16 protein-coding genes are annotated in these 18524 nt (G+C 76.0%); 10 read left to right on the top strand and 6 right to left on the bottom strand.

Going from position 1 to position 18524, the window contains the following annotated elements:
• Positions 1 to 7: 7 nt before the first annotated feature.
• Positions 8 to 1420: a multidrug effflux MFS transporter gene (locus GY42_RS00080; RefSeq protein WP_046527759.1), complete on the bottom strand. Its 1413-nt coding sequence runs from the start codon at positions 1418 to 1420 to the stop codon at positions 8 to 10.
• A gap of 211 nt (positions 1421 to 1631) precedes the next feature.
• Here GY42_RS00080 and GY42_RS00075 point away from each other — a divergent pair, with 211 nt between their 5' ends.
• Positions 1632 to 2396: an SOS response-associated peptidase gene (locus tag GY42_RS00075; protein WP_046527758.1), complete on the top strand. Its 765-nt coding sequence runs from the start codon at positions 1632 to 1634 to the stop codon at positions 2394 to 2396.
• A 126-nt stretch (positions 2397 to 2522) separates the two neighbouring features.
• Here GY42_RS00075 and GY42_RS19715 read toward each other — a convergent pair whose 3' ends face one another.
• The 3 genes from GY42_RS19715 to GY42_RS00060 form a co-directional block, all read right to left on the bottom strand.
• Positions 2523 to 3098 carry a hypothetical protein gene (locus GY42_RS19715; RefSeq protein WP_236686674.1) on the bottom strand — a complete coding sequence of 192 codons (576 nt, stop codon included), beginning with the start codon at positions 3096 to 3098 and terminating at the stop codon, positions 2523 to 2525.
• A gap of 671 nt (positions 3099 to 3769) precedes the next feature.
• Positions 3770 to 4855, bottom strand: a complete 1086-nt coding sequence (locus GY42_RS00065) for an adenylate/guanylate cyclase domain-containing protein (RefSeq protein WP_046527756.1) — start codon at positions 4853 to 4855, stop codon at positions 3770 to 3772.
• Positions 4856 to 4912: 57 nt separating this feature from the next.
• Positions 4913 to 5785 carry a biotin--[acetyl-CoA-carboxylase] ligase gene (locus GY42_RS00060; protein ID WP_046527755.1) on the bottom strand — a complete coding sequence of 291 codons (873 nt, stop codon included), beginning with the start codon at positions 5783 to 5785 and terminating at the stop codon, positions 4913 to 4915.
• A gap of 128 nt (positions 5786 to 5913) precedes the next feature.
• Between GY42_RS00060 and GY42_RS00055 the strand changes: the two genes are divergently transcribed.
• The 4 genes from GY42_RS00055 to GY42_RS00040 all read left to right on the top strand — a co-directional run bounded on the left by GY42_RS00055 (position 5914) and on the right by GY42_RS00040 (position 10318).
• Complete coding sequence (locus tag GY42_RS00055) at positions 5914 to 7542, top strand: acyl-CoA carboxylase subunit beta (RefSeq protein WP_046527754.1); 1629 nt, start codon at positions 5914 to 5916, stop codon at positions 7540 to 7542.
• 31 nt (positions 7543 to 7573) lie between these two features.
• Positions 7574 to 8134, top strand: coding sequence for a hypothetical protein (locus GY42_RS19255; protein WP_046527753.1), 561 nt, complete (start codon positions 7574 to 7576; stop codon positions 8132 to 8134).
• Positions 8131 to 8400 carry an acyl-CoA carboxylase epsilon subunit gene (locus tag GY42_RS19250; protein ID WP_160309381.1) on the top strand — a complete coding sequence of 90 codons (270 nt, stop codon included), beginning with the start codon at positions 8131 to 8133 and terminating at the stop codon, positions 8398 to 8400. The genes GY42_RS19255 and GY42_RS19250 overlap by 4 nt, the downstream gene beginning before the upstream one ends.
• Positions 8401 to 8605: 205 nt before the next feature.
• Positions 8606 to 10318, top strand: coding sequence for a DUF885 domain-containing protein (locus tag GY42_RS00040; RefSeq protein ID WP_082131282.1), 1713 nt, complete (start codon positions 8606 to 8608; stop codon positions 10316 to 10318).
• A 135-nt stretch (positions 10319 to 10453) separates the two neighbouring features.
• Here GY42_RS00040 and GY42_RS00035 read toward each other — a convergent pair whose 3' ends face one another.
• Both GY42_RS00035 and GY42_RS00030 read right to left on the bottom strand, forming a co-directional pair.
• Positions 10454 to 12346: a carbohydrate-binding module family 20 domain-containing protein gene (locus tag GY42_RS00035; protein ID WP_269082292.1), complete on the bottom strand. Its 1893-nt coding sequence runs from the start codon at positions 12344 to 12346 to the stop codon at positions 10454 to 10456.
• A gap of 286 nt (positions 12347 to 12632) precedes the next feature.
• On the bottom strand, positions 12633 to 13325 hold the full coding sequence (locus GY42_RS00030; RefSeq protein WP_052748131.1) for a vitamin K epoxide reductase family protein: 693 nt from the start codon (positions 13323 to 13325) through the stop codon (positions 12633 to 12635).
• 180 nt (positions 13326 to 13505) lie between these two features.
• Here GY42_RS00030 and GY42_RS00025 point away from each other — a divergent pair, with 180 nt between their 5' ends.
• The 5 genes from GY42_RS00025 to efeO all read left to right on the top strand — a co-directional run.
• The gene (locus tag GY42_RS00025) at positions 13506 to 14171 is read left to right on the top strand and encodes a Maf family protein (protein ID WP_046527752.1); all 666 of its coding nucleotides are present in this window, start codon (positions 13506 to 13508) and stop codon (positions 14169 to 14171) included.
• Positions 14172 to 14405: 234 nt separating this feature from the next.
• Positions 14406 to 16208, top strand: coding sequence for an acetyl/propionyl/methylcrotonyl-CoA carboxylase subunit alpha (locus GY42_RS00020; protein ID WP_201775244.1), 1803 nt, complete (start codon positions 14406 to 14408; stop codon positions 16206 to 16208).
• 7 nt (positions 16209 to 16215) lie between these two features.
• Entirely contained in the window at positions 16216 to 16704 is a 489-nt protein-coding gene (locus tag GY42_RS00015) for an NUDIX hydrolase (protein ID WP_046527751.1), read from the top strand.
• 131 nt (positions 16705 to 16835) lie between these two features.
• Complete coding sequence (gene efeU / locus GY42_RS00010; RefSeq protein ID WP_046527750.1) at positions 16836 to 17693, top strand: iron uptake transporter permease EfeU; 858 nt, start codon at positions 16836 to 16838, stop codon at positions 17691 to 17693.
• A 96-nt stretch (positions 17694 to 17789) separates the two neighbouring features.
• Positions 17790 to 18524: iron uptake system protein EfeO (gene efeO / locus GY42_RS00005; RefSeq protein WP_442856782.1), on the top strand; the 735-nt coding region annotated here is incomplete at its 3' end.

The raw sequence follows: 18524 nt of genomic DNA, 5'->3' as shown, positions 1-18524 counted from the left end.
CCGGGCGTCAGCCCAGCGACCAGGCCCCGCCGCGGCGGAACGCGGGCGTCGCGAACGCGAGGATCGCGAGCGCGAGGACGCTCGTGCCCGTCATGACCGCGGCCATCGCGACCGCGTCGCCGCCGAACAGGCCGGACAGGTTGCTCACCAGGCCGCCCAGGCCCGCCTGGCACGCGCCGATGAAGGCCGCGGCCGTGCCCGCGATGGCGCCGTGCCGCCCCAGCGCGATCGCCGACGCGTTGGGCGGCGCGAAGTTCACCAGCGCGAGCACGAGCCACAGCACGACGAGCAGCCCCCACAGGCCGCCCGCGCCGGTGAGCGCGACGACCAGCAGCGCCCCCGTGAGCACGACGGTCGCCACCTGCACGACGCGCAGGATCCGGATGGGCGACACGCGCCGCACGATCGCCGCGTTCACCTGCGCCCCCAGCACGAGCCCGACGCCGTTCACGGCGAACAGCAGCGCGAACTGGTGCTCGGTGAGCCCGTAGCCCTCCTGCAGCACGAACGGCGACGCGACGACGTACGTCATGAGGACGGCCATCATGAGGCCCGGCAGCACCGCGAGCGCGACGAAGTGCCGGTCGCGCAGCAGGTGCGCGTACCCGGCGAGCGCGGTGCGCACGCCGCCCGTGCGGCGCCGTTCGGCGGGCAGCGTCTCGGGCATCTTGAGCAGCACCAGCACCCACACCGAGGTACCGAACAGCGCGAGCGCCACGAACACCGCGCGCCACCCCAGCTCACCGGCGATCAGCCCGCCGACCGACGGCGCGAACAGCGGCGCGACGCCGATCACGAGCATGAGCCGCGACATCAGCCGCGACGCGTCCGACCCGACGAACCGGTCGCGGATGAGCGCCATCGCCACCACGGTGGCGGCGGCGTTGAAGAACCCCTGCGCGACGCGCAGCGCGACGAGCGGCACGATGGCCGGGGCGATCGCGCACAGCAGCGACGTCACGACGTGCAGCGCGACCCCGACGAGCACCGGCAGCCGCCGACCGAACCGGTCCGACACCGGCCCGACGACGAGCTGGCCCAGCGCGCCGCCGACCATCATCCCGGCGATCGTCAGCTGCGCGGCCGCCGCGGTGGTGCCGAGGTCGCGCGCGACCTCGGGCAGCGACGGCAGGTAGATGTCGGTCGAGACCGCGGGCAGCGCGGCCATCGTGCCCAGCAGCAGCACGTGCTTGGCGTCGGGGCGGTACCGCGGGGAGTCGGGCGCGTCGGCGGCGCCGGCGGTCCCGGGGGCGCCCGGGACGGCGGGGCCGGGCGCGGCGGCGTCCGCGGCGGCTGCGGCGGCGGTCGCGGGCGCGGCGGAGGCGGCGGTGGAGGGTGCGGGGACGGAGGGCGTGACGGTGCCGGGGGCCGGGACGGCGGGGGCGTCGGGGACGGGCACCTGCGGGTCGGGCTCGCGCATGGTCCTTCCATGGTCGCACCGCGCCAGGGCGGCCACGAATCGATTCGACGAACTCGTGCGCAGCGTCACGTCGCACGGGGCGTGGGCCTCGTCACGCCCCCGACGCCCGGCACCCGCCCGGCGCGCGCGCGGGCGACGCACGTCGTGCGGGTCGACGCGCACCTCGGCGCCCGGACGGCGCGTGTGGGTGGGCGGTGGGAGGCTGGCGCGCATGTGCGGGAGGTACGCGTCGTTCCGGGAGGACCAGGCGATCGCCGACGAGTTCGCGGTCGCGACCGTCGCCGACGACGTCCGGCTGCTGCCGCCGTCGTGGAACGTCGCCCCGACCGACGGCGTCCGCATGGTCGTCGAGCGCGCCGACCGCGCGACCGGCGAGATCACGCGCCAGCTGCGGGTCGCGCGGTGGGGGCTCGTGCCGTCGTGGGCGAAGGACCCGTCGGTCGGCAGCCGCATGATCAACGCGCGCGTCGAGACCGTCGCCGACAAGCCCGCGTTCGCGCGCGCGTTCGCCGCGCGCCGCGCGCTGCTCCCGGCCGACGGCTACTACGAGTGGCAGGCCCCGCCGGACGCGCCCGCCGGGGCTCCCCGCCCGCGCCGGGCCCCGAAGCAGCCGTTCTGGATCCACCCGGCCGACGACGACCTCGCGGCGCTCGCGGGGCTCTACGAGTTCTGGCGGGACCCGAGCAAGGCGGACGACGCGCCCGACCGCTGGCTCGTCACCGTCACGGTCGTGACGCGGCCCGCGACCGAGGCGATGGCCCCGATCCACGACCGCCAACCGGTGATCCTGCCGCGCGACGCGTGGTCGGCGTGGCTCGACCCCGCGGTCGGCGCCGACGAGGCGCGCGACCTGCTCACGGTCGCACCCCCGCGGCTCACGGCGGTCCCCGTCTCGACGCGCGTCAACGCGGTCGCGAACAACTTCCCCGCCCTGCTGGACCCGGTCGACGTGGACGGGTCGCAGTCCCCGGCCTGACTCGGCGCGCCTGCTGGACGCCCGTGGCGCCACCCGCGTGCCGATCGCACCCGTCGCCCCCGGGCAGCACGACGGGCTGTGTGACGTTCCGGCCTCCAGGGAGCCGCAACGCCGCACACGCTGGCCTCACGGGCACTCCGGGCACCGACGCACGCGGGTCGGACGCCCCGCCCGGGTGAGCGCGGCCGCCACCTGCAGGGCGACCGCGCACGACCGGCCCACGACGTGGGACCACCGGTAGCGGAGCGTGAGGTCGTCGTGCTCGAGGAGCACCGCGTTGTCGCGCCACACGTCACGGTCGGTCGTGCCGCTCGGGTGCGCGAGCCGGCCGTCGAGCTCGATGCGGACGCGCAGACCCTGGTGCACGCGATCAGCACGGATCCACGCGCCGTCGACGCGCTGCCGGACCTGGCCGACGGTCCGCGGCAGGCCGTGACGGCGCTCGACGTCCCGCACGTACCGGTGCTCGAGCGGGGACTCGACCGCGAGCGTCGGGTCGCCGAGCACGGCTCTCAGCAGCGCCCGGTGGTGCAGCGAGGCACGCAGCCGTGACCGGTGCAGGAGCACCACCGGGGCGACGCCGCGGCGGACGCCCTCGGTGACGACCGCGACCGCGGCGTCCTCGTCCTGCGCCTCGTCGAGCAGGTCGAGCACCGTCTCGACGACGTCGACCGTCCGGAGCCTGCCGCTCGCGTGGGGCATGGACCGCCGTCGACGGACCCGCAGGCCCGGTTGCGGCCGGACCGTGCGTGGTACCGGCACGCTGACGACGACGTCGGTCCCCGGGGTCGCCGCAAGTCCGTGGACGAACGCGGCGGACCGGTGCGACAACGCGGCGCCGGGGCCGGCGGCGAGGAGTGCGGCGTGCGCGGTCTGCCGCCAGGCGAGCGCACCGGACTGCAGCACGACGACCCCGCGGAAGGGTCGCTGCCACCGTCCCGCGGCGACCCGACCTCGTACCGTGCGCCCAGCGACGCCTGCTGCCGCGAGCTGGGCCACGGTCGCGGCGCCGTCGTGCCGCAGGACGACGGCGCGCACGGGCTCGGGGAGCGCGTGCGCGTCGGGGACGTGGACGGTGGTCTGGTACGTCTGGTCGCGACCCGTGCTGCGACCCTGGCAGCGTCGCGGACCCGAGGGCGGGAGCCCGGACGACCTTGTGGACGACCGACGCCGGACGAGGGCTCGTCGACGGCGGCGAGCTCGGGCACCGGCACGCCGTCGACGTCGGCCGGCACGCGCGTCGGGGCCGGGGACGAACCGGGGCCGTGCTGCACAGCGGCCACCCAGCGGCCGGGACGCCACACGCTCGCGGTCGACGTCAGCGGGTGGCTCGGCCGACCGCGGCGCGGCGCGCACGCCGTCCGGGCCCGCCGTCAGTCCGCGCGCGACAGCCGGAACGACGCGGTCGGGCCGAGGCCCGGGAGGTCGCGCACCGGCTGCTCGGCGAGGCGGAACCGCGGGTCGCCGCCGAGCACCTGCGCGGTCGCGGCGTCGACGAGCACGGTGGACGGCTCGGCGACGTCGGTCAGCCGCGCCGCGAGGTTGACGCTCGGGCCGAACACGTCGCCGAACCGCGACAGCACGCGCCCCCACACGAGGCCCACGCGCACGGGCGTGACGCCCCGCGCGCCCTCGGCGAGACCGCCCGTGCCGCGCGCGGCCGCGACGTCGAGCGAGTCGCCGAACGCGTCCGCCAGGCCCACCGCGACGGCGGCGCCCGCACCGGGGGTGTCCGCGATGAACAGCACGGCGTCGCCGATCGTCTTCACGACGCGCCCGCCGGCACCGACGACGACGTCGCGCGCCGCCGTCTCGAAGCGCTGCACGAACGACGACAGGTCGGTCGAGCCCAGGCCCGCGGTGCGTCGCGTGAACGACACCATGTCCGCGAACCCCACCGCCCGGGCGAGCGGCAGCGCCCCCGCGTCGGCGGCGCGGCCGCGCGCGTCGCCGAACTCCGCCGCGTAGCGGTCGGCGACCGCCGCGAGCTGGCGCCGGTACGAGTGCAGGAGCTGCTGCTCGAGCACCGGCGCGAGGTCGCGCAACCGGTCGAGCACGAGCAGGCGCGCCGACGTGTCGTCGAGCTCGTACCGCGTCGACATGTCCTCGACGAGCGCCTCGACCTGCCACAGCGCGAGCCGGTCGGAGGTGTGCCCGAGCGACCGGATGACCGTGACGACCGTGCGCAGGTCCAGCCCGTGCTCGGCGACGAGCGACGCGGCCATCGACAGGGCGCGCGCGTCGGCCTCGGTGAACATCACCTCGTCGTCGCCGTGGCTCGGCAGGCCCAGCGTGCGCCAGAACGTGCGGACCATCTCGAGGTCGACGTGCGCGATCCGTGCGAGGTCGCGCGCCGTCAGCGTGCGCGGGCCGCCGAGCAGGAGCTCGTCGAGCTGGTCGGTCGTGCGGCCGGTGCGCGGGGGTACCTCCGCGGTGCCCGCGACGGTGGTCGCGGGCACGTCCCCGGGTCCGTCACCCGGTCCTGCGACGCCGTCCTGCACGGGTCCGAGCCTAGTTCACGCCCCTGTGGTGCCGGTCACGCGCACGTGCGCGACGTCGCCCGCGAGCACGCGGTGCACGACGCCCGCCGCGTCCCGGACCTCGAGCGCGCCGTCGGCCGCCAGACCCTGCGCGGTACCAGCGAGGACCCCGCCGCCGGGCAGCTCGACGCGCACGTCCTGGCCGAGCGTCGCGCACACCGACGCGACCTCGTCGAGCAGGCCCGCGGCGGCCGCGTCGCCGTCGTGCTCCGACCACCGCCGCGCGACCTCGTCGAGCGACGCGACGAGCGCGACGAGCACGGTCGCGCGGTCCGCCGCGCGCGCACCCGCGAGCGCGAGCGACGTCGCCCACGGCACGGGCAGCTCGTCGGCGCCCTGGTCGACGTTGACGCCGATCCCCACCGCGACGGCGGGCACCTGCGGCACGGCCGACGCGAGGATCCCGGCGACCTTGCGCGCGGTGCCCCAGCCGTCGAGCGGCGCGGCCGCGTCGTCGAGCTCGACGAGCACGTCGTTGGGCCACTTGAGGACCGCGCGCACGCCCGCGGTCGCGCGCAGGGCGCGCACGGTGCCGAGGCCCGCCAGCAGCGGCAACCAGCCGTACGTCGCGGGCGCCGACCGCGGACGGGCGACGAACGTGCAGGTCAGCGCGGCCCTGGCGGGCGTGCTCCAGGTGCGCCCGGCGCGCCCGTGGCCCGCGGTCTGGTGCTCCGCGACCAGCAGGCTCGCGTGCGGCCACGCGTCGGGCTCGGCGCGCAGCCCCGCGACGACGTCGTCGTTGGTCGACGCCGAGGCCGGCACGACGTCGAGCCGCGCGAGCGGCCCGGCCGGAGCGAGCAGCAGCTCGCGCAGCGTGCCGACGTCGAGGGGCGGTCGCGCGCTCGTCATCCGCCCATGATGGCGCACGGCCTGCCGCCCGGGCAGGACGAGTTGTGGGGTCTCCACAGCGCGGTCGCGACAACACGGTCGAGCCGGTGCACGCCCGTGGTGGCCCTGCGACAACTAGCCTCGGTCGGGTGACGCAGACCGACCCCACCGCGCCGACGCCCGCGACGCCGCAGCCGGCCCGCCCGCCCCGCACCACCGCGGCCCTCCTCGACGACCTGCGCGCGCGCCGCGCGGCGGCCGTCGACGCGGCCGAGGAGAACGCGGCCGCCAAGCAGCACGCGCGCGGCAAGAAGACCGCCCGCGAGCGCGTCGAGGCGCTGCTCGACCCGGGCTCGTTCACCGAGATCGACGCGTTCGTGCGGCACCGGTCCACGAACTTCGGGCTCGAGAAGCGGCGCGTCGAGGGCGACGGCGTGGTCGTCGGGCACGGCACGGTCGACGGCCGGCCGGTGTGCGTGTACTCGCAGGACTTCACGGTCTTCGGCGGCTCGCTGGGCGAGGTCCACGGCCAGAAGATCACGAAGGTCATGGACCTCGCGCTGCGCACGGGCGTGCCGCTGGTCGGCATCAGCGACGGCGGCGGCGCGCGCATCCAGGAGGGCGTCGCGGGGCTCACGCAGTTCGCGGAGATCTTCCGCCGCAACGTCGCCGCCTCGGGCGTGATCCCGCAGATCAGCCTCATCCTCGGGCCGTCGGCGGGTGGCGCGGTGTACTCCCCCGCGCTCACCGACTTCATCGTCATGGCCGACGGCACGTCGAACATGTTCATCACGGGCCCCGACGTGATCCGCTCGGTGACCGGCGAGGACGTCGGCTTCGAGGAGCTGGGCGGCGCGACGACGCACTCGACGCGCTCGGGCGTCGCGCACTACATGGCCTCGGACGAGGACGACGCGATCGACTGGGTCCGCACGCTGCTCGCGTACCTGCCGACCAACAACCTCGCCGAGCCGCCCGCGTTCGCGCACGACGCCGACCTCGAGGTCACCGACGACGACCTCGTGCTCGACACGCTCGTGCCGGACTCCGACAACCAGCCGTACGACATGCACACGGTGCTCGAGACCGTCCTGGACGACGGCAGCTTCCTCGAGGTGCAGGCGCTGTACGCGCAGAACGTCGTGGTCGGGTTCGGCCACGTCGAGGGGCACCCCGTCGGGGTCGTCGCGAACCAGCCGATGCAGATGGCCGGCACGCTCGACATCAACGCCGCCGAGAAGGCCGCGCGGTTCGTGCGCACGTGCGACGCGTTCGGCATCCCGGTGCTGACGTTCGTGGACGTGCCGGGCTTCCTGCCGGGCACCGACCAGGAGTGGAACGGCATCATCCGCCGCGGCGCGAAGCTCATCTACGCGTACGCCGAGGCGACGGTCCCGCTCGTCACGGTCATCACGCGCAAGGCCTACGGCGGCGCGTACATCGTCATGGGCTCCAAGCAGCTCGGCGCCGACGTGAACCTCGCGTGGCCGACCGCGCAGATCGCCGTCATGGGTGCGGGTGGCGCCGTGAACATCCTGCAGCGCGGCGCGCTGAAGAAGGTCGCGGACGCGGGCGGCGACGTCGAGGCCGAGCGCCGTCGCCTCACCGACGAGTACGAGGACGCGATCGTCAACCCGTGGGACGCCGCGGACCGCGGGTACGTCGACGACGTGATCGCACCGTCGCAGACGCGGTCGCAGGTGGTGCGCGCGCTGCGCCTGCTGCGCACCAAGCGCGCGAGCCTGCCCCCCAAGAAGCACGGGAACATCCCGCTGTGACCCACGACCGGAGCGACGACCGGAGCCCCGCATGACCGACGAGCACGACGGCCACGGCCACGACGACGAGCACGACCCCGCGTCGCACGGCGGCGAGCCGCTCACGGGGGTCGACGCGCGCGACCTGCACGCGACGGTCGACGAGCTGTCGGCGGCGCTGCACGCGTACGTCGAGACGGCCGTGGGCGTGCGCGCCGAGTTCGGTGCGCGCGAGGCGGACGAGGACCCGCGCGTGCTCGCGCTGGAGTCCCGCGTCGGCACGCTCAACGCGCGCCTGTACGACCTGCTGCACGACCGGCTGGGCCTGCACGCGGACCTCACGGGCATGACGTGGGACGAGACCGAGGGGGACGCCGACGCGCCGGTGGCTCCCGGGGACCACGACACGTTCCACCTCGGCTTCGTGGTCGAGCTGCCCCCGACGGTCACCGACCTCACGCTCGACGCGGTGATCGACATCGTCGACGACGGCGGCGCGCAGATCGCGCGCACCCTGGGCGACCGCGGCTACGTGGTCGGCGAGTGGGGCGCGGGGCGCGGCGGCCCGGTCCTGCTCGACGAGGACGAGGACGACGACGAGGGCGACGCGTGAGCGCGCCGGCGGACGGCTCGTCGGGCGGCGTGGCGCCGCGCGTCGACCCGCACGTGCAGGTCGTGCGCGGCACGCCGGACGACGTCGAGCTCGCGGCGCTCGTCGCGGGGCTGGTCGCCGCGGCGAGCGGGCACGAGCCGGTCGGCGACGACACCGAGGCCGTGGCGCGCGCGGCGCGCGCCCGCTGGACCGCGCCGGGGCGGCTGCGCGGCGCCACGGGTCCGGTACGCGGGCCCGACGCGTGGCGGTGGAGCCTGCACCCCTGACGGTCGCGCACGCCGGCGACGGTCGCGCGGGCCGCGCCGGTGCGGTGCGGGGCGGTGCGGTGCGGGGCCGTCATCGGTCGCGCGTCGCGCGTCCGACCCGCGACGGAGGACGGGGTCGGCGGGCCGGACGAGGGTCGGGCAGCCATCCCGCGGTGCGCGCCGCGCGGCCTCGGGCGGCGGCGGCCGCGCGCGGCGTCGTCGTAGGGTGCTGCGCGTGACCACCCCCGCCACCGATCCCCGCCCCGCCAGCCCGGTCGACGCCGTCGCCGACGCGTTCGTCGCGACGCTCGCCCGCCTGCACCCGATCCACGCGACCCACCTCGGCGTGCCCGGCCACGAGCGCGAGCTCACCGACTACTCGCCCGACGCGTGGGCCGAGCGGGCCGACCAGTCCCGCTCGACGCTGCTCGCCCTCGAGGGCCTCGCGCCGGCCGACGCGGTCGACGAGGTCACGGTCGCCGCCATGGGCTACGCGCTGCGCACCGAGCTCGACCTGCTCGACGCGGGCGAGCGCCAGCGCGAGCTCAACAACATCGCGTCGCCGTCGCAGGAGGTCGTCGAGGTCTTCGACCTCATGGCGACCGACACCGAGCAGGCGTGGGACGACGTCGCCGCGCGGCTCGCGGCCGTGCCCGCGGCGCTCGACTCGTACGTCGCGTCGCTGCGCGCGGCCGCCGCGCGCGGCGACGTCGCCGCCCGCCGCCAGGTCGAGGCCGTCGTCGCGCAGGCCCGCGAGGTCGCCGACCCCGACGAGTCCGCGTTCACGCGGCTCGTGCGCGGCGACGACGCGCGCCGCGTGCTGGGCGACGACCACGCGCTGCGTGCCGACCTGGAGCGCGCGGCCGCGGGCGCGCGCGACGCGTACGCGCGCCTCGCGCAGGTGCTGACCGAGGAGATCGCACCGCTCGCCCCCGAGCAGGACGCGGTCGGGCGCGAGCGCTACGCGCTGTGGTCGCGGCAGGCGCTGGGCGCCGAGGTCGACCTCGACGAGACGTACGCGTGGGGCCTCGAGGAGCTCGCCCGCGTGCAGGCCGAGCAGCAGCAGGTCGCCGAGCAGATCGCCGGACCGGGCGCGTCCGTCGAGCAGGCCGTCGCGCTGCTCGACGCGGACCCGGCGCGCCGGCTGGGCGACACCGACGCGCTGCGCGCGTGGATGCAGGCGACGTCCGACGCCGCGATCGAGGCGCTGGACGGCACGCACTTCGACATCCCGGTGCCGGTGCGCACGCTCGAGTGCCGCATCGCACCGTCCCGCACGGGCGCGATCTACTACACGGGCCCCAGCGACGACTTCAGCCGCCCCGGGCGCATGTGGTGGTCGGTGCCGCCGGAGGTCACGTCGTTCGCGACGTGGCGCGAGCGCACGACCGTCTACCACGAGGGCGTCCCGGGGCACCACCTGCAGATCGCGCAGGCCGTGCACGAGCGCGCGACGCTGAACTCGTGGCGGCGCCTCGCGTCGTGGACGTCCGGCCACGGCGAGGGCTGGGCGCTGTACGCCGAGCGGCTCATGGCCGACCTCGGGTTCCTCGACGACCCGGGCGACCGCCTGGGCATGCTCGACGGCCAGCGGCTGCGGGCCGCGCGCGTCGTGTTCGACCTCGGCATGCACCTGGGCCTGCCGGCCCCCGCCGAGGTGGGTGCGGCGTGGACGCCCGACACCGGGTGGGACTTCCTGCGCGCCAACGTCAACATGCCCGAGTCGTTCGTGCGCTTCGAGTACACGCGGTACCTGGGCTGGCCCGGGCAGGCGCCGTCGTACAAGGTCGGGCAGCGCCTGTGGGAGCAGGCGCGGGACACCGCGCGCGCGACCGCGCAGGCGCGCGGCCAGGTGTTCGACCTGCGCGACTTCCACGCGCGGGCGCTGCGGCTCGGGTCCGTGCCGCTGGCGGTGCTGCCGGGCGCGCTCGCGGGCTGACGCCGGCCGTCGTCCCTCGCACGACGGGAGGGGCGGCGCCGGTCACCTCCACGCGCCCGACGCCGCCCCCGTCTCAGCCGCCCGCCCGGACCTCCGCACGGAGGGCCGGGCGGGCGGACGTCGTCCGGTCCCCGGTCAGGGGCGCCACGTGTCCGTCGTCGTGAGCGTGCCGCTCGCGGGCACCGTGAGCGTGCGGTTCGCCCCCGACTCCCACGTGACGGTCGCGCCCTGCTTGCGGACGTACTTGTACTGCACGGCCGTGCCCGGCGGGAGCGTCACGGTCGCGCGCCACACCGGGTAGGTCGCGGACGACAGGGGCACGGCGCGCGCCGGGTCCCAGCCGCCGAGGGCCGCGTGGTCGCCGACGACGTACAGGTCCTGCCCCCACACGGTCGTCGCGGTGACGCCGAACGCGACCTGCGCGGCGCCCGTCGGGCTGGGTGCGGGCGTCGGGGTGGGCGTGGGCGTCGTCGTCCCGGACGGTCGCTGGCCGACGTGCAGCGCGACGGATCCCTCGGCGGGGACGGTGAACGTCGCGCGGCCCGCGGCGTCGACCGTGACGGTCGTCCCGGTGCACGCGCCACCGGCCGCCTGCCCGCTGATCACGTCGCAGTAGGCCCCCGCGGGCAGCGACGTCGCGAACGTGCGCGTCAGCGCGGACGACCCGGCGTTCAGCGCGACGTACCCGCGGTCGCCGCGACCGAACGCGATGCGGCTGCCGCCGTCGTCCCACCACTGCGTGAGGTCCGTGCCCGTCACCGCGTTGCGGAACCCGACCATGTGCGCGGTCTCGTTCCAGCGGTGCGCGCACGTGAAGGTGCCCTGCCCGCACGCGGCGTCGAGCACCTCGCCGCTGCCGGACTGCGGCGCGCCGGCGTCGTGGTCGCTGAACGCGTACCCGGAGTGGACGGTGGGCCACCCGTACGGGTACGCGAGCATGAAGACGTTCGCGAGCCGGTAGTCGGTGCCGTCCTTGTAGCTGAGGGTCTCGCCGTTGCGCTCGGTGTCGTGGTTGTCGACGAACACGCCCGCGCGGTCCGACGGCAGCAGCCAGGGCTGCGTGCGCAGGTCGCGCAGCGACGCGAGCCGGCCGGACTGCACCTGACCCTTGAGGTGGCGCGCGTAGGAGAACTCGTGCGAGTCGCCCGAGCCGAGGTACTCGGCCGGCTGGATCGGCTCGCCGCCGGCGCCGATGACCTCGTGCACGACGTAGACGTCGCGCCCCTGGGGCGTCGCGCGCACCTTGCCGAGGATCGCCTCGAGGTCGGCCGCGGGGACGTGCTTGGCGGCGTCGACGCGGAAGCCGCGCACGCCGAGCGACACGAGGTCCAGCAGGTAGTCCGCGATCTCCTGGCGGACGTACTCCGAGCCGGTGCGCAGGTCCTGCAGGCCGACGAGGCGGCAGTGCTGCACCTGGTAGCGGTCCTGGTAGCTCGCGATGTTGGTGCGGCAGTCGTTGAAGTCCTGCGGGCCGTAGCCGCCGGCCGGGCCGGGGTACCGCTCGGTGGAGAACTGCGTGCCGGCCCAGCCGGTGCCGCCGGTCTGGCCGCTCATGTGGTTGACGACGGCGTCGGCGATCACCTCGACGCCCGCGCCACGGCACGCCGACACCATGGCGGCGTACTCGGCGCGCGTGCCGAGCTTGGACTCGATGCGGTAGCTCACGGGCTGGTAGGACGTCCACCACTGCCCGCCGACCACGGCGTGCTCCTGCGGCGGGGACGTCTGGACCCAGCCGTAGCCGGCGGGGCCGAGGACGTCGGTGCACTCGCGCGCGATCGACGTCCACGTCCACTGGAAGAGGGTGACGCCGGGGCGGTCGTCGGGCGGGCCGGCCGCGGCGGGGCGCGCGACGGCGACCACGAGGGCCGCGGCCGCGAGCACGAGCGCGAGAGCCGCGGCGGTGAGCCGACGCACCGTGGCGGTGTCGGTGGCGGCGCGCCGGGCGGTCGCACCACCGAGGGCGGGCGCCGGGGCCACGGGCGGGACGGGTGCGCCGCTGGCGGGGCGCGGTGAGGGTCGGGGCACGGGACTCTCCTCGGTCGGGCTCGACGACGGTGTCGGGCGGGAGGTCGGCGCGTCGGTGCGCCGACCGGTGCGGCGTGCGCCGCGTGGAGGAGGTGACCCGGGCGGACCCGGGGCGCACAGGCTGCAACGGATTGCGATGAGCCTGCAATCTTGCTGAAACGGGAGACTACGGAGGGTCGATCGGCCCGTCAACCCGTGCCACGCCGCCCGTCACGCGCGCCGTCACCGGCCGGGGACGCACGACGGCCCGGTCACGTCCAGGACGCGACCGGGCCGTCGGGACGGGTCAGAGCAGCGTCCAGCCGTACTTCGCGAAGATCACGGCACCGAACAGCACGAGCACGGCCGCGGTGATGAACCAGTCGTTGCCCGACGCGACGAAGCGCCGACCCCACGGACCCGCACGCCCCGGCAACGACATGTGCCCGTCCCGGACGTTGATGCGGGTCAACCCCGCCCAGACGAGCGTCGTCGTCACGGTGATCAGCAGGCACCACGGGCACAGCGCGCCGATCTCGAAGAACGACTGCTGGAACAGCCACCACGCGAACACCAGGCCGGCGGTGTAGATCGCCTGCGCGCTGAGCATGAACCAGCGCGGGAACACCACGCCCCCGATCAGCGCGACCGCCAGGGTGATGACCACCGCCTCGGCGGCGATCCCGAGGAACGCGTTGGGGAAGCCGAACAGCTCGGCCTGCCACGACTTCGCGACCGTGCCGCAGCTGATGAACGAGTTGAGGTCGCAGCTGAGCTTCGCGTCCTTGTCCGCGGCGAGGGTCAGCGCCTCGATCGACAGCACGAACGACGTGTACAGGCCGATGAGCCCCGACACGACCATCTCGATCGCGGTGCGTCGCCGCCACGGCAGGGCGGCCGGCAGCAGCAGGTCGGGGTCGTCCTCGACCAGGTGGCCGTCGATCTCGTCGATCTCGTCGAGCTCGTCGTCGTGCTCGTGCACCTGCGTCGTGTCGTTCACCGTGGTCTCCTCGCCCCTGCGGTCCGGTGCGTCATTCTGCCCTGCCCGCCTGTGCGTCCGGCAGGGGTCGGACGTCCCGACGCGCGTCGACCACCTGCGCCCCCGCGACGACGTCCGGACCGTCCGCACGCACGCCGTCCGACGGCCCGGACGGGCTCTACCGGCGGCTAGGGTCGGCACGTGACCCGGCTGCTGCTCGCCTCCGCCTCCCCCGCCCGCCGCTCGACCCTCGCGTCCGCCGGCCTCGACCCGCTCGTCGCGGTCTCCGGCGTCGACGAGGACGCGGTGCTCGCCGCGGCCCGCGAGCGCTTCGGCGCGCTCGACCCGGCCGACGCCGTGCTCGTGCTCGCGCAGGCCAAGGCGGAGGACGTCGCCCGCCGGCTCGACGAGCTCGACGTCGCGGGCTGGGACGACGACGAGGACGTCGTGGTGCTGGGCTGCGACTCGATGCTCGAGCTCGACGGCGACGTCCTCGGCAAGCCGCGCGACGCCGACGACGCGGTCGCACGGTGGCACGCGATGCGCGGCCGGTCGGGCGTGCTGCACACGGGCCACTGGCTCGTCGACGAGCGCGACCCGGAGAACGGCGGCACGCGCGCGACGCTCGGGGCGACCGCGTCGACGGTCGTGCACTTCGCGGACCTGTCCGACGACGAGGTCACGGCCTACGTCGCGACGCGCGAGCCGCTCGCCGTCGCGGGTGCGTTCACGATCGACGGGCTGGGCGGGCCGTTCGTCGAGCGGATCGAGGGCGACCACCACGCCGTCGTCGGCGTGAGCCTGCCGCTGCTGCGCCACCTGCTGGCCGACGTGGACCTCACGATCCCTGGCCTCTGGCGCCGCTGAGCCGCCACGACGTCGCACGACACCCGCCATTCCCCCTCCCCACCCCGCGGCCCCTCCCCGCCGAGGCGCGGGTTGTGCGGTCGCCACAACCGCGCCGGGCAGCAGGGCCCCTGGGCGACGCGCAGTGGTGGGTTCCTCCAAAACGAACCGGGCCGCGCTGGGGGGATGCGGCAATCTTGCGGCGCCGCCCGGACGACACCGCGGACCCGGACGGATCGCGCGCTACCGTGAGCCGTGCCCGCCATCACCAAGGTCCTCGTCGCCAACCGCGGCGAGATCGCCGTCCGCATCGCCCGTGCCTGCCGTGACGCCGGGATCGCGTCGGTCGCCGTGTACTCGGACACCGACCGCGAGGCCCTGCACGTGCGCGTCGCCGACGAGGCGTACGCGCTCGACGGCGCCCGCGCCGCCGAGACGTACCTCGACGTCGCCAAGCTGCTCGACGTCGCGCGCCGCTCGGGCGCCGACGCCGTGCACCCCGGCTACGGCTTCCTGTCCGAGAACGCGCACTTCGCGCAGGCCGTCATGGACGCCGGCCTCGTGTGGGTCGGCCCGCCGCCGGCCGCGATCGAGGGCCTCGGCGACAAGGTCAGCGCGCGGCACATCGCGCAGCGCGCCGGTGCGCCGCTCGTCGCGGGCACGCCCGACCCGGTCGCGGACGCCTCTCAGATCCACGCGTTCGTCGCCGAGCACGGCCTGCCGATCGCCATCAAGGCGGCGTTCGGCGGCGGCGGGCGCGGCCTCAAGGTCGCGCGCACGGCCGACGAGATCGACGAGCTGTACGAGTCGGCGGTCCGCGAGGCCGTGGCGTCGTTCGGGCGCGGCGAGTGCTTCGTCGAGCGGTACCTCGACCGGCCGCGGCACGTCGAGACGCAGTGCCTCGCGGACCAGCACGGCACGGTCGTCGTCGTCTCGACGCGCGACTGCTCGCTGCAGCGCCGCCACCAGAAGCTCGTCGAGGAGGCGCCCGCGCCGTTCCTCACCGACGAGCAGCGCGCGACGCTCGTCACGGCGTCGCAGGCGATCCTGCGCGAGGCCGGGTACGTCGGCGCGGGCACGTGCGAGTTCCTCGTGGGCGTCGACGGGACGGTGTCGTTCCTCGAGGTCAACACGCGTCTGCAGGTCGAGCACCCCGTGACCGAGGAGATCAGCGGCATCGACCTCGTGCGCGAGCAGCTGCGCATCGCCGCGGGCGAGCCGCTGGGCTACACCGAGGTCGAGACGCGCGGGCACTCGATCGAGTTCCGCCTCAACGGCGAGGACCCGGCCGCCGGCTTCCTGCCCGCACCGGGCCGCATCACGCGGCTGCGCTACCCGTCCGGGCCGGGCGTGCGCGTCGACTCGGGCGTCGCCGAGGGCGACACCGTGTCGGGACTGTTCGACTCGATGATCGCCAAGGTCATCGTCACGGGCGCGACGCGCCGCCAGGCGGTCGAGCGGGCGCGCCGCGCGCTGGCCGAGCTCGAGGTCGTCGGCATCCCGACGGTCGTGCCGTTCCACCGCGCCGTGCTGGACTCGGAGGCGTTCGTGCCCGCCGACGACGCGCAGCCGTTCTCGGTGCACACGCGCTGGATCGAGACCGAGTTCGCCGAGACCGTCGCGGCGCTCGGCCGCACGCCCGCCCCGGCGCAGGAGACCGAGGACGAGCCCGACGCGGCGCTCGAGCGCGTCGTGGTCGAGGTCGGCGGCAAGCGGCTCGAGGTCGTGCTGCCCGCCGCGCTCGGCCTGGGCCGCGTGCCGGGCACCGGGCCCGGGCGCGCGCGTCCCGGCGCCGGTCCGCGCCGCTCGCCGCGCGCACGCAGCACGCGCGCCGCCGGCAACGGCACGACGCTCGCGTCGCCCATGCAGGGCACGATCGTCAAGGTCGCGGTCGCCGAGGGCGCGCAGGTCGCCGAGGGCGACCTCGTCGTGGTGCTCGAGGCCATGAAGATGGAGCAGCCGCTCGTCGCGCACCGCGCGGGCACGGTGCAGTCGCTCACGGCGGGCGTCGGCTCGAGCGTGAGCGCGGGCACCGCGATCTGCGAGATCGTCGGCTGACGTCCGCGTGAGCGCGCCGCGCCCGACCCACCGCCGTCCGGGCGACGGCTGGGTCGAGTGCGCGTGCGGGCGGCGCCACTGGGGCCTGCACGGCGCGGCCGGGCTGCTGCTCGTGCGGCGCGACGCGACCGGTGCGGCGACCGACGTCGTGCTGCAGCACCGTGCGCCGTGGAGCGACCAGGGCGGCACCTGGGGGCTGCCCGGCGGTGCGCGCGAGCCGCAGGAGACGGCCGTCGACGCCGCGCTGCGCGAGGCGCACGAGGAGGCCGGGGTCGACCCCGCGACGGTCGCGGTGCGCGGCGAGCACGTGCTGACGCACCCCGACTGGTCGTACACGACCGTGCTCGCGGAGGCGCTGACGCCGTTCGAGCCCGCGGTGACGGACGCCGAGAGCCTCGCGGTCGCGTGGGTGCCCCTCGCCGAGGTGCCCGACCGCCCGCTGCTGCCCGCGTTCGCCGACGCGTGGCCCACGCTGCTGGAGCGCCTGGCGGCGTGAGCCGCGCCACGTGGTCCGGGGGTGTGCGCACGCGCGGAGCAGGAGTACGCTCCCGACCGATGAGGTGAGCCTTACCTCACCCGGCGTCCGGGGTCCCCCGCCCGCCGTCCCCCGCACCACCAGGGACGCCCGTGCTCGCGAACTTCCTCATCGGCCTGCGCGAGGGCCTCGAGGCCGCCCTCGTCGTCAGCATCCTCGTCGCGTACCTCGTGCGCACCGGACGCCGCGACCAGCTGCCCGCCGTCTGGGCGGGCGTCGGCGTCGCCGCGCTCGCGTCCCTGGCGTTCGGCGCGCTCCTCACGTTCGGTCCGCAGGGGCTGACGTTCGAGGCGCAGGAGGCCATCGGCGGCTCGCTGTCCATCGTCGCCGTGGGCCTGCTCACGTGGATGATCTTCTGGATGGCGCGGACCGCGCGCACGCTGCGCGGCGACCTCGAGCACAAGCTCGACGGCGCGGTCGCGTCCGGGCGCCGCGCGGTCGCCGTCGTCGCGCTGCTCGCGGTCGGTCGCGAGGGCCTCGAGACCGCGCTCTTCCTGTGGGCCGGGGCACGCGCCGCCGGCAGCACGAGCGCCGCACCGCTGCTCGGGGCCCTGCTCGGCCTCGTCGTCGCGATCGCGCTCGGCTGGGCCCTCTACCGCGGCGCCGTCCGCCTCGACCTGCGGCGCTTCTTCGCGTGGACCGGCGCCTTCCTCGTCGTGGTCGCGGGCGGCGTGCTCGCCTACGGCGTGCACGACCTGCAGGAGGCCGGCCTCCTGCCCGGGCTGCACGACCTCGCGTTCGACGTCTCCGCCGCCGTGCCGCCGTCCAGCTGGTACGGCGCGCTGCTCAAGGGCGTCCTCAACTTCTCGCCCGCCACGACGTGGCTGCAGGCGATCGCGTGGACCTGCTACGTCGTCCCGACCGGCACCGTCTTCCTGCGCACCGTGCGCGGCGGCGCGCCGCGCCGTGCGACCCCGACGCCCGTCGCCGCGGCCGCCCCGCCGGCCTGAGCCGCCGCCCCACCGCCGCCCCACCCCCGCACGCGACACCGCGTGCCCCACCCGCACCGACGCCCGCGCACCCCGCGCCCGCTCCCGAGGAGACCCGTGTCCCCGACCCTGCGCCCCGCCCCGCGGCCCACCGTCCGCACGACCCGCCTGCGCGGCGGCCTCACGGCCGCGCTCACGCTGCCCCTGCTGGCCGCGTGCGTCGCCAACACGCCGACCGACGCCGCGACCGGCGCGGCCGGGGATGGCGGCCCCATCACGGTGTCGTCCAGCGCCGACGCGTGCGACGTCTCCACCACGTCCGCGCCCTCCGGCACGCTGACGTTCACGGTCACCAACACCGGCGACGACGTCACCGAGTTCTACCTGCTGGGCGAGGACGGGCTGCGGGTCGTGTCCGAGGTCGAGAACATCGGCCCCGGCATCTCGCGTGACCTCGTGATCCAGGCCCGCCCGGGCGACTACTTCACGGCCTGCAAGCCCGGCATGGTCGGCGAGGGCATCCGCGCGGCGTTCACGGTGACCGACTCGGGCGCCGGCACGGGGCCCACGGGCGACGTCGCCGAGCAGCTCGCAGCCGCCGAGGCGTCCTACGTCGCGTACGTCAAGGACCAGGTCGGCACGCTGATCGCCGGCACGCAGGAGCTCGCCGACGCGTACGCGGCCGGCGACGACGCCCGCGCGCGCGAGCTCTACGCGCCGACGCGCGTGCACTGGGAGCGCGTCGAGCCCGTCGCCGAGTCGTTCGGCGACCTCGACCCGCTGCTCGACCTGCGCGAGGCCGACCTCGTGGACGGCGACGCCTGGAGCGGCTGGCACCTGATCGAGAAGGAC

The organism is Cellulomonas sp. FA1 (assembly GCF_000986825.1).
In the GTDB taxonomy this organism is placed as follows: Bacteria; Actinomycetota; Actinomycetes; order Actinomycetales; family Cellulomonadaceae; genus Cellulomonas; species Cellulomonas iranensis.
The sequence above is the reverse complement of the archived record's forward strand: the minus strand, read 5'-3'. Positions and strand labels throughout refer to the sequence as shown.

Bases quoted from the DNA above. Each gene is read 5' to 3' on its own strand.
- GY42_RS19715 (WP_236686674.1), bottom strand. From the start codon at position 3,098: ATGCCCCACGCGAGCGGCAGGCTCCGGACGGTCGACGTCGTCGAGACG.
- GY42_RS00075 (WP_046527758.1), top strand. From the start codon at position 1,632: ATGTGCGGGAGGTACGCGTCGTTCCGGGAGGACCAGGCGATCGCCGAC.
- GY42_RS00060 (WP_046527755.1), bottom strand. From the start codon at position 5,785: ATGACGAGCGCGCGACCGCCCCTCGACGTCGGCACGCTGCGCGAGCTG.
- GY42_RS19255 (WP_046527753.1), top strand. From the start codon at position 7,574: ATGACCGACGAGCACGACGGCCACGGCCACGACGACGAGCACGACCCC.
- GY42_RS00080 (WP_046527759.1), bottom strand. From the start codon at position 1,420: ATGCGCGAGCCCGACCCGCAGGTGCCCGTCCCCGACGCCCCCGCCGTC.